The 11,962-nt window shown below is 38.0% G+C and carries 9 protein-coding genes; 5 read left to right on the top strand and 4 right to left on the bottom strand.

The genetic code is table 11. The features are described from left to right. Nucleotides 1–1,687: two-component regulator propeller domain-containing protein (locus DXA15_RS23140; protein WP_128135600.1), on the top strand; the 1,687-nt coding region annotated here is incomplete at its 5' end. A 46-nt stretch (nucleotides 1,688–1,733) separates the two neighbouring features. Here the strand turns inward: DXA15_RS23140 and nadA are convergent. After that, nucleotides 1,734–2,720: a quinolinate synthase NadA gene (gene nadA, locus DXA15_RS23135; RefSeq protein WP_128135599.1), complete on the bottom strand. Its 987-nt coding sequence runs from the start codon at nucleotides 2,718–2,720 to the stop codon at nucleotides 1,734–1,736. Nucleotides 2,721–3,819: 1,099 nt separating this feature from the next. Between nadA and DXA15_RS23130 the strand changes: the two genes are divergently transcribed. Continuing rightward, the gene (locus DXA15_RS23130) at nucleotides 3,820–4,350 is read left to right on the top strand and encodes an RNA methyltransferase (protein WP_128135598.1); all 531 of its coding nucleotides are present in this window, start codon (nucleotides 3,820–3,822) and stop codon (nucleotides 4,348–4,350) included. Here DXA15_RS23130 and DXA15_RS23125 read toward each other — a convergent pair. Then, entirely contained in the window at nucleotides 4,342–4,947 is a 606-nt protein-coding gene (locus DXA15_RS23125) for a DUF4294 domain-containing protein (protein WP_128135597.1), read from the bottom strand. The two genes, DXA15_RS23130 and DXA15_RS23125, sit on opposite strands and share 9 nt — an antisense overlap. Before the next feature lie 222 nt (nucleotides 4,948–5,169). Here DXA15_RS23125 and DXA15_RS23120 point away from each other — a divergent pair, with 222 nt between their 5' ends. Both DXA15_RS23120 and DXA15_RS23115 read left to right on the top strand, forming a co-directional pair. Further along, nucleotides 5,170–5,976 carry a hypothetical protein gene (locus DXA15_RS23120; protein ID WP_128135596.1) on the top strand — a complete coding sequence of 269 codons (807 nt, stop codon included), beginning with the start codon at nucleotides 5,170–5,172 and terminating at the stop codon, nucleotides 5,974–5,976. A 13-nt stretch (nucleotides 5,977–5,989) separates the two neighbouring features. Continuing rightward, the gene (locus DXA15_RS23115; protein ID WP_128135595.1) at nucleotides 5,990–8,053 is read left to right on the top strand and encodes a helix-hairpin-helix domain-containing protein; all 2,064 of its coding nucleotides are present in this window, start codon (nucleotides 5,990–5,992) and stop codon (nucleotides 8,051–8,053) included. A gap of 9 nt (nucleotides 8,054–8,062) precedes the next feature. On the opposite strand, the gene DXA15_RS23110 is transcribed toward DXA15_RS23115, so the two are convergent. Next, nucleotides 8,063–8,956 carry a DUF1574 family protein gene (locus DXA15_RS23110; protein WP_128135594.1) on the bottom strand — a complete coding sequence of 298 codons (894 nt, stop codon included), beginning with the start codon at nucleotides 8,954–8,956 and terminating at the stop codon, nucleotides 8,063–8,065. A 5-nt stretch (nucleotides 8,957–8,961) separates the two neighbouring features. Further along, the gene (locus DXA15_RS23105; protein WP_128135593.1) at nucleotides 8,962–10,401 is read right to left on the bottom strand and encodes an MBOAT family protein; all 1,440 of its coding nucleotides are present in this window, start codon (nucleotides 10,399–10,401) and stop codon (nucleotides 8,962–8,964) included. 577 nt (nucleotides 10,402–10,978) lie between these two features. Between DXA15_RS23105 and DXA15_RS23100 the strand changes: the two genes are divergently transcribed. Beyond that, nucleotides 10,979–11,758, top strand: a complete 780-nt coding sequence (locus DXA15_RS23100) for a radical SAM protein (protein ID WP_128135592.1) — start codon at nucleotides 10,979–10,981, stop codon at nucleotides 11,756–11,758. The last annotated feature ends 204 nt before the right edge of the window (nucleotides 11,759–11,962 follow it).

The raw sequence follows: 11,962 nt of genomic DNA, 5'->3' as shown, positions 1-11,962 counted from the left end.
TAATCTATGTTTCTTTGTTCAGAATAGTGGAGTTTATTACCAATCTAACGGACAGATAAACATAATCTCTCAAAACAATCAATTAAAAAATTTACTTGTCCGGAATGAAAAGCTAATTACTTATACCGGTTCCACTCTTTATATCTATTCAAATTTTACGACTAAAGATGCTATTAATGTAGAAAATATCAACGATGTTACATCCGGTAAAGATGCTAATACATTTTGGATAGCGACCGGAATAAATGGTATAAAAGGAATTAAAAAGAGTAACGAACAATATACTACTATCCTGGAAAATACAAATAATGAATTATATTCTCCCAAACGGAATTATAATTATTTTATGACCATAGAAAACAATCAATTATATATTGTGGGAGGAGGCCGTAATTCCGATCGATTAAATATTCCCGGAACATTAATGATTTACAATGGAAACGAATGGTTTAATCTCGACGAAAACGAAGTTAATAAAGAAGTCAACAAACAATTTCCAGAAAATAACTTCATATTTACAACAAAAGATTACACAGGGATAGCAGTCGACCCCAAAGATCCTACCCATTATTTTGTTTCCGCTTATGGAGAAGGTGTATTAGAGTTTAGAGAAAATAAATTCGTAAAACTATACAATCATACCAATAGTACTATATCTCCCGCATTAAATAAAACAACTGAACAACAATTCACTTACAACCGAATAGGAAGTTTAACCTTCGATAAAGAAGGTAATCTATGGATGACCAACTGTGAGATAGACGATGGAAGCATCAAAGTATTAAAAGCAGATGGTACTTGGATTTCTCTGATTCATGACAAATTGAATCATGCTTATCAGGCAGATAAAATATTAATTGCTTCAAATAATCGAAAATGGATTAACTCTCCATCTCCAATTGGTATTTTCGTTTTAGATGATAAAGGAACGATAGATGACGTCAGCGATGATGAGTTCGATTCATTTACAATATTCAAGAATAATAACGAAAGTATAGAAGCTGCCGGTTTCTATTGTGTTACAGAAGATAAGAACGGACAAATCTGGATTGGGACAAACAGAGGTCCTGTCTATTGTCTTAATTCCAAAGCTGAAATAAGTAAACTACAATTCTCCCGTGTCATTCGTCCGTTAGAAGACGGAAATGGAGAAGGCTATGCATTTCTGGATGGCGAACAAATCAATGCCATCGCCGTCGACGGAGGTAATCGTAAATGGATAGGAACACAAAGTTCCGGTGTATTTTTAGTCAGTGAAGACGGGATGGAAACCATCTCCAACTTTACAACAGCCAATTCTCCACTCCCATCCAACCAGGTCAATACTCTAGCTATCAACCAGCAGACCGGAGAAGTCTTCATCGGTACCGAAAAAGGACTGGTATCTTATATGGGAGATGCAACGGAAGGCAGTGAAGATTATTCGGATATATATGCTTATCCGAATCCCGTTCGGCCGGAACAGAATGACCGTGTAACCATCGTCGGATTGATGAATGATTCAAATGTAAAAATAACCGACCTGAAAGGCAATATCATTTATCAGGGTAAATCGGCCGGTGGAACATTTACATGGGATTGCAGAAGAAAAGGTGGTGGCCGTGTTGCTACCGGAATTTACCTGGTATTATCAGCAACACCGGAAGCTAAAGAAAGTGTCGTTACTAAAATAATGGTAGTAAAATAAAAAATCAGCCCTGTTATCATGATGAATAACAGGGCTGATTTTTTTATTATAAACCTAACTTCTCAGATATCTCCAACATCTTCCGAATCGGTTTAATAGCTTTTTTCTGCACCTCTTCGTCTACAAATATTTCCGGCATCTCATACTTCAGGCAGTTATAGAGCTTCTCCATCGTATTCAAACGCATGAAATTACATTCGTTACAAGCACAGGTACTATCGTTTGGCGGAGCCGGGATAAACTCCTTTTCCGGACTCTTTTTCCGCATTTCGTGAATGACGCCGCTTTCCGTCGCTACAATGAACTGTTTCTTCTCAGACTTGATGGTATGCTTCAAAAGTGCCGCAGTCGAACCTACGAAGTCGGAAACCTGTATAACGGGCTGTTTGCATTCCGGGTGGGTGATTACTTCCGCATCCGGATACTGTTTCTTCAATTCCAGTATCTTTTCCAGTGAAAATTGTTCATGCACATGGCAGGCACCATCCCACAGCAACATATTACGTCCGGTAATACTGTTGATATAATTACCCAGGTTACGGTCCGGACCGAAAATCATCTTCGTTCCTTCCGGGAAACTTTCAACAATCTGACGGGCATTCGTGGAAGTTACCACCACATCTGTCACCGCTTTCACAGCAGCAGTTGTATTCACATAAGAAATAACCACATGATCCGGATGCTGTTTTACAAATTCAGCAAACTCCGGAGCCGGACAACTGTCTGCCAGCGAACAACCTGCATTCAGGTCGGGAACCAATACCTTCTTATCCGGACAAAGAATCTTTGCCGTTTCACCCATGAAATGAACACCACAAAGAACAATGATATCCGCCGTTGTTTTAGCCGCCCACTGAGCCAGTGCCAGGCTATCCCCTACATAATCCGCTATATCCTGTATATCGCCTGTCTGATAATAATGAGCAAGGATAACTGCATTTTTCTCTTTACGCAACTTATCAATGGCCTCCTTCAGATTAATATCTTTAGGAACCGGTGCGTCCATATATCCGATTGATTGATTCGTCAACATAGTATATCTATTATATTATTCCTGATTTCAATAGTCTATCAACAAGGTTATCACCAGTCTTTATTATTGATATTCTTACTATTAGTATAGTTATTAACTTCTTGTTGATAATCTGCAAAGGTAAAAACTTTATTCATTCCAACCGAAAAACAAAAGCTAAACTTAGCTATCCAATGACAAAAAAAGGTATAAATTATTTACCTTATTCTATAGGGGCGAGCAGAGAGTTTGTCACACCTCATTATCAAACAGTTATCCTTAAAAACAGTTACAACCAGGGGTAAAAACATACTACTTTTGCCCTTGTGTTTGTCACCGTTAACATTTGAATACATTCAATAAAAGTAGCTTATTATCATCCCGATGACATTGAAATGCCATCCCGGTGTTGATGCCGCCTCACCGGGACGACAATATTCAAAACTAATAGCTTTTATCATTAAAGCCTATTGCTTTTACGCTTAAAGTCTATTACCTTTGACCTTAGTCATAGCTATCCGGATAATAATACGAGGTTTTAATTCTATGTTATTGACCGGATCCGGGGTATATTCACAGTTAGTCCCTTCGGGACATTCGCTGTCACTATTCTTAATCCGATGATATGAGTTAATGACATGAGGTTTCATCAATCATTAGTTATCCACAATCATATATTATATTCTTATTAATCTTTAATTTAAAATTTAAATATGATGAATATAATATCCTGTTGAAACAGTTAATACATTTATGTTACAATATTTGTTTGGAGAGTTATTAAAGTATATGAACCGGTTATCAAGAGGATACTAACATGAATAATGATATTTTAATTACTGTATATCTTTATATTACGTACTTTATTAGTTTTATGTTGATAACTGGTTGTGTGTAAAAGTTTATATCTCCGGATGGTTGTTGAAACGTGTATAACCCTTGTTAATAGCTTGTAATAAATAATGGGTTATAATTGTTGCATAATTAAAACAAGGGGGTGTATAATGGAGATTCTGAATAATGCAAGAACTTTTTTTCATTTTGTGTTCACTACTTATCAATACCTTTTCAACGGCATATCCACATTAATTCGCTACTTTTGCAACCAAAGAAAATAGCTATGCGTAAACTAAAGATAACAGAAATGAACCGCCTCACGCCGGAGGCTTTCAAGGAAAGTAAAAAGATGCCTTTAATTGTTGTACTTGACCATATTAGGAGCCTGAACAATGTCGGTTCCGTTTTTCGTACTTCCGATGCGTTCCGGGTAGAGGCTATTTATTTATGTGGCATTACGGCCTGTCCTCCTCATGCAGAGATTCACAAGACGGCTTTAGGGGCGGAAGAAACGGTCGACTGGAAATATTTTAAAGATACACACGAGGCTGTTGATAACCTGAAACAACAAGGGTATGTCGTATGTGCCATTGAACAGGCAGAGGGAAGCGTGATGTTAGATAAGTTGTTGTTAGACAGGAATAAAAAATACGCTGTTATCATGGGAAATGAAGTAAAAGGTGTTCAACAATCCGTTGTTGATAACTGTGATATGTGTATTGAAATACCCCAATACGGGACAAAACATTCATTGAATGTGTCGGTAACGACCGGGATTGTTATCTGGGATTTCTTTAAACAGTTATCAGAGTAATCCTCTTTCCACTAGGATAACGATCCGTTCCGTCATGGCATCTTTTCCTTTCGGGTCGTATTCGGATTTCAGGCTGGCTCCGAACATACCGGCAAACAGGTTCCAGAAGCCGGCCCTGAAACTACCCAGATAAGCTTTCAACAGGTTATAACTGGATTGGTTACATTCCCTGTCTATCAGTTTGATAAGTAGTTTGCCTTGCGAGAAAGTCAGCTTTTTCAACTCCGGTTTATATTCTTTGAACAAGTCTTTTTCCATCCGCTTCAGATGAGCCTGGCGGGCTTTGTCATCGGGAAGGGTTTCCATGTATTCGTACGTTTCTATTAATGTTTCGTAGACCATCTTGGCATAAGGTAACGTACGTTTGACATCGCGGACCAGTTTGTTATACTTTTGTTCTTCCCGTTTGTTTTTAAAACGAACTTGCGGAAAGACAAAGACTTCCTGCAAGTTAACAACGGCAATGGTATCTTTCCCGTCGACATACGCTCTTTGTACACCTTCGGGAAGTGTATTTATTTTCAGCTTCTGCGCCTGGCTTCCAACTGCACAGAATAGAAATAAAATCAGGATTTTATACCATCTCTTCTTTATCATCGTTTACAAAAGTAGGTGATTTACCAATAGCCTGTACCGGTTTTACAGAATTTGACTAATTATATGGAAATGATAATTTAGTTGTTAATAAGTTGTCAAGTCAATAAGAATCATTATATTTGCTCCGATTCTGATAATGACAAAACGGTATGACTATGAATATTGAATAGTATTTTGCATTAAAAGAGCGTTTATTTATTAACAACCAAAAATATCTTATCTATGAAACAATTGTTTTTATGCCTCCTGTTGGGGATTTCTCCCTGTTTGTATGCTGTTAATAACCTTCGTTTGCCCGGTGTTCGTTGTATGGGAATGGGCGAGTGTGGTGTTGTGCAATCTGCACTTTTTAATCCTGCGGTAGTTGCTTTGGATAGTTATAAGTCTTTTGATATCAATTACTTTAATTATTACGGACTGAAAGAACTGGGAACGGTGGGTTTGTCGTTCAGTTATCCGAACAACTTACTTTCTGCGGGTGTTAATATCTCTTCTTTCGGTTACGACCGATACCGGGAAAGTATGTTCCGTGTTTTCCTGGGAAAATCACTTACTGAAAAATGGACGGTTGGTATTAGTATTCAATATACATTTCTTCAGACCGAGCTGGTTGAAGAGAAGCCGCAATACTTGTCTGCCGATGTCGGTATCTTGTTTATTCCCGTTGAAAAGTTGTTGATTGGTGTGTTGATACAGGATTTTCCATCCGTCAGTATTCAGAAAAAAGAGATTGATATAGAGTCTTTTATATCTTATTCATTGCAAATAGGTTTTCAATGGGAAGTAATTAACAACCTGTTGATAGCCGGAAATGCGGAGACGAATAAACAGACCGTATTAACAGGTTGCATCGGCATGGAATATCAGTTGCTTACTCATTTTTATGTACGCACCGGTATTAAGACAACCCCTCTCCTGCCTACCTTGGGAATAGGATACCGGTTATCGGGTTTTATTGTAGATATGGCCGCTCTTTATCACCCGGTGTTGGGAATAAGTACCGGTATTGGTTTGAAGTATTGTTTTTAACGGAATGATCACTATGAAAAGATTGTTGACAACCCTGTTGGTATACCTGTTTATAAACAGTTATAACCTTAATAGTCAGACTATATATTCTGTTGATAAGTGGATGGAATATATAGAAGAAATGGCTTCTGAAACGGAAGATGAAGCACAGATTGAAAACCTGTATTCGGACCTTTCCTATCTGTCGGAACACCCTTTTGAACTGAACAGTGTGACCGAAACTGAACTGAAACGTCTGCCTTTCCTGTCTGACCAACAAATAAATAGCCTGTTGGCTTATCGTGTGAAATATGGAAAGCTGGTCACTCTTTATGAACTGAAGAATGTGGAAGGAATGGATTTTTCAACGATTTCTTTATTGCTTCCGTTTGTTTATATCGGAGACATATCGGTTAATAAGCGGCCATTTTCTGTTAAGAACATGTTGAAGTATGGTTCTAATGAATTGCAAATCAGATATGATAAGTGTTTTCAACAGAAAAAGGGATATTGTTCATATCCGGATAGTATCTTACAGCAATATCCGAACCGGAAATATCTGGGGGAACCTTTCTATCATTCCCTGCGTTATTCGTATACTTTTGATGACAGGCTTCAATGGGGAATGGTAGCTGAAAAGGATGCCGGTGAACCGTTTTGGAATAACCATCATAAAGGCTATGATTTTTATTCGGTACACCTGTTTTTTAAAGATATGAATAAATGGTTGAAAACTTTGGCTATCGGTGACTATAAGGTTTCTTTCGGGCAAGGTCTGGTTATCAGTAATGATTTTACTCCCGGTCGCAGTTCGATAGTGGCACAGGCGGAAAGACGCAGCAATGGTTTCCGTTGTCACTTTTCAACAAATGAAAATGATTACTTTCGCGGAGTAGCTTCTACTTTAGTATTAAAACAGGTATATATCAGTTTGTTATACTCGTATAGAAAGTTAGATGCCGGTGTTGATAACTATGAAGTCAGTACATTTAAAACAGATGGTTTGCACCGGCTGGAGCGGGATTGGGAAAAGAAACATACGGTTCCTATGCAGACATATGGCGGAAATGTACACTATACGACTTCGAATCTTTCCGTCGGGTTTACAGCTCTCTCCTACTCTTTCGGAAAATATCAGGTACAACCGGACCCGAAACCTTATAATCTTTTCTATTTCCGTGGAAACGATAATATCGACATAAGCGTTGATTACATGTTTAAAACAAAGAAAATAAAGTTTTACGGAGAAACAGCCATGTCCTCAAACAAGGCTGTTGCCACATTGAATGCCATCCGGTTAACGCCTGTCTCCTATTTTTCTTTATTGTTGCTTCATCGTTATTATGATAAAAAGTATCAGGCTTTTTTCGGGAATGCTTTCGGACAGCATTCATCCGTACAGAATGAACAGGGGTTCTATACCGGGATGCAGTGGACGCCGTTTGCCCGTTTCAAATTGTCGGCGTATGCGGATTTGTTCCGTTTCCCCTGGTTGAAATACGGTGTGGATGCTCCTTCTTCGGGACAGGAATATATGGTTCAGCTGGATTATAATTCGGGAAAGAACTTTACGACCTATTTGCGTTATAAATACAGAAAGAAAGAAAAGAACCGGACGTTGGAAAATGAATTGGCATTGAGTATTCTGCCTTATTCCCAGCAACGTATCAGACTGCAATTGCTTTATGGAATGCAATCGACATGGATGTTGAAAACATCTGCCGACGGTGTTTATTATGATGAAGGAAAAGGAAAACGGAGTCTTGGATGGATGATCTCGCAAGGTGCAGGCTGGAAGCCGTCTTCTCTCCCATTCCAATCAGATATTTACCTGGCTTATTTTCATACGGACGATTATTACAGCCGTATCAATTCGTATGAGAAAAATATATTGTATGCTTTCAGTATGCCTTCGTTTTATGGGAAAGGAATCAGGTTGTCATTTTCTTTCCGATGGGATATAATAAAGAAACTTTCTCTTTCTGCTAAACTGGGACATAGTTATTATGCAGACCGCGACTTAATCGGTACGGATCAGGAAGAGATAAAAGGACATAATAAAACGGATATGTATATGCTTTTACGGTATAAGTTTTAGAAGATATATTTACAATTCAATATCTAATTTATGTTTGATGGAATCCTTTAGTATTTTAGTGAATTTTTCTGCACCGTCTTCTGATAAATGATCGCCGTCTTTGAAATCGTTATCATTGAATTGGTCATCTTTTAGAAAGTTGAAATAAAATACATTTTCGTGATTATTATCCAGTTCTTTTGCGGTGGATAATAATTGGTCGAGTTGATGCTTATCCAGATGCTCATAATAACTATGCCAGGTTGGTGTAGTGACAAGAATTAATTGAATCTGTTTATCTTCACAGAACTGAATGATTTTGTGAAGATATTTCAGATTATCATTCAAATCTTTCCGATTATTTAATGTATGTCGTTTGGCTGCTTTTATGCCACTTACTTCCAAATTATCTTTTGAAGATTTGTTTACTCTGAATCCTAAAGGAGAATATTGTGAAGTACCCTCTTTCAGATAGTCTTTTATTTTCTCATAAGTAATGCTGCTCGTTATTTCCACACTGTATTTATATTTCTCATATCCCATATAAATACCATAATATTTTAACCGGGATTTATCCGTATAATCCATTTTGTCCTGAAGTGTACAATATGAAAAAGAAAGGATAACGCATTTTAAATTATTGTACATATTCTCATATTTGGTTAATACAAAATAGTCACGTTCCAAATCCTGTGAAGAATTTGCGAAATTGAAAGCGCTGTTGGTCAGGAATAAAGGATTGATTCCCGACATACAATGTGAATTACCCAATATGAGTGTATTCAGGCTATCTGCATGCTGTGACATCCACTCGTTTTTATATTTGTAAGTGTTCGGTATTTGCCGGATAGCATATTCCAACAGGATGAACAGTATCAGGATAGGTATCAGAAAGACAATCAATCGTTTTATAAATTTCTTCATATCGTTTAGAATTGAAAATAAATGAAATCGGCCGGTGTACCTTGCAGAAAGACGATTATAAAAATCAGGATATAATAGATTCCCCAACGGACCACAGGTGATTTAATCTCTTTATTTATTTGTAATGCATGTTCTTTTTCCCGTTGTATCCATTCAACAATGAGTAGTACTAAGCAATATATCAACGCTCTTTTGCCGTGCGGAAAGGATACCTCGAATAAAGACGGAGAAAAAAGACGTGCTAAATAGTCGGATGCTTCGCCGATGTCGTTGGACCGGAAAATAATCCATCCGATAAGGACAAGGAAAAAGGTGGAAAACATCTGTACAGCTTCTTTGAAAGAGGGTAAAAGTTTGCCTTCAGCGATTACATTTTTCGTATATCTCCTGTTTTTATTGAGCAGCAAGAGAGGCATAAACAACAAGGCATGATAAATACCCCATAGAATGAACGTCCAGTTTGCCCCATGCCAGAGTCCGCTGATAATGAATATGATGAAAGTATTTCTGATTACTTTTGCTTTCTTGCAACGGCTTCCTCCCAACGGGATATAGATATAATCGCGGAACCAGGTGCTTAATGAAATGTGCCAGCGTCTCCAAAATTCGGAGATGTCTCTTGAAAAATAGGGATAATTGAAGTTTTTCATTAAATCTATTCCGAATAACCGGGCACATCCGATAGCAATATCCGAATAACCGGAAAAATCTCCGTATATCTGAAAAGTGAATAAAAGACCGCCGAGTAAAAGAGTAAAACCACTCTGATACTGATAACTGCCCCATATTTCATTGACTGCCATCGCACAATTATCGGCAATGATCATCTTCTTAAAAAATCCCCATAACATCTGTCGGCAGCCGTCTATTGCCTTACTGTAGTCGAATGTACGTCGTTTATAAAATTGGGGTAACAGATTGGTGGCCCTTTCTATGGGACCTGCCACCAGCTGCGGAAAGAAACTGACAAAAGCGAAGAATGCAATCGGATCATGACAGGCGGATATTTTCTTCTGATATACGTCGATACTATAGCTTAAAGCCTGTAAAGTATAAAAACTAATACCTACGGGAAGAAGTATATCCAGTGTTATCCAATCCGGTTCAAACCCTAATGAATGTAATGCAGTTTCAATATTAGTACTGAAGAAATCAAAATATTTGAACGTTCCCAGGATACCTATGTTGAGTAAAATATTGATCGTGTTGATTATCTTCTGTTTCTTCCGGTTGCCTTCGGCCCGTTCGATGAGAAGTCCGCTGACAAAACAAAAGGAACTGGTCAGTATGATCAGAGAAAGAAAACGTATATCCCACCAGCCATAAAAGATATAGCTTGCTGTTACGACAAGGAAGTTCTGCCATTTCAAATGCTTGTCTGCTAACCAATATACAATGAAAACGATCGGCAGGAAGCAAATGAATTCTATGGAATTAAACAGCACAATATAAAATATTGCGTCACTGATTCCCTGAAGTGACAATTGTTATAAAAGAAAACGCAGGAATTTACCGGCTTTTATCGTATCAGCAGTCAGTCATCACAGTTTACAGCACACAATAAGGCACCCTGGTATATCACTACTTACCCATAACAGGTAATGTGAAATACTAGTGTGTCGAAATTCTATAAACTATGAAATATAAACTGAAAAGGATAAAGCCGGACGCTTTCTATGATAAATGAGAGTGTGTCAAAATTCACTATTCTGTCATCCCGGACTTGATCCGGGATCGCATCCTACACAGATAATCAATGTTTAGGATAAGATGGCGGATCAAGTCCGCCATGACAAAACAAAATTTTGACACAGCCTCTAGTCGCAAAAGTAGTGAAACATAGCTTATTGCCTATTTAATTAATAATAAATAATGTTTCAATAAAGCAAGGGGGATGATCCTCTTTTTAGCTTTTCATCCTTGGTAATTATAAGGTCTTTTGTAGCTTTGTATCCGTAATTCAGGAAATATTATCCTGTTCTTTGTTATATAGAGAACTCGATAGATAAAAACGTATTAGATATGTCAACGATTCTTTTTGATAAAATAGTGTTCGGCCCGGTACATAGCCGGCGATTGGGTGTTTCTCTGGGTATGAACCTGCTTCCTGTGGACGGCAAACTTTGTTCTTTCGATTGCATTTATTGCGAATGCGGACTGAATGGGGAACGGCGTACACGTACCAAATTGCCGACACGTGCAGAAGTGAAGAAAGCATTGACGGAAAAGTTATCGGCTATGCAGGCCGAAGGAATTGCTCCCGATGTAATTACTTTTGCTGGTAACGGAGAACCTACCATGCATCCGGAGTTCGAAGGTATTATAGAAGATACGATTGCCACCCGCGACCGTTTCTTTCCGAATGCCAAGATTGCCGTCCTATCCAATTCAACCATGTTGCATAAGGAAGGAGTATTCCGGGCATTGAATAAGATAGAAGACAATATACTGAAACTCGATTCCGTGCTCGATAGCCGGATCCGGCAACTGAATGCCCCCAACTCCCCTACTTTTACATTTGATAAATTACTGGAACAATTATGCCGTTTTGAAGGAAACTTGATTATCCAAACCATGTTTCTTAAAGGCGAAGTAAACGGTGAATCAGTGGATAATACAACCGAAGTAGAAATAACCGGCTGGCTTGAAGCCTTGAAGCAAATCAAACCGAAACAGGTAATGATCTATACCATAGAGCGTGAAACTCCATTGAAAGGACTTAAAAAAGTTTCCAAAGAAGCATTGGACGCAATAGCCGACCGGGCACGGAAAGAAGGGTTTGACGTGACGGTTTCCTATTAAAGAGATGAAGGGCGTTTCTCAGAACTATCACAGGAATAAAAGAGCTATCATACTATCATATCTTTATATAATATACATATAATCAATATGTTATCCTATGATAGTTCCTGTTTTCAACTATCATTTACCTATCATGCAACTATCATAGTCTTGTCCTGAAACCCAATATATGCTTCTTATTTTACTGAAGTATATGACTTATTT

This window comes from Parabacteroides sp. AM58-2XD (assembly GCF_003463685.1).
Classification (GTDB): domain Bacteria; phylum Bacteroidota; class Bacteroidia; order Bacteroidales; family Tannerellaceae; genus Parabacteroides; species Parabacteroides segnis.
This window is presented reverse-complemented; position numbering and strand designations above follow the sequence as displayed.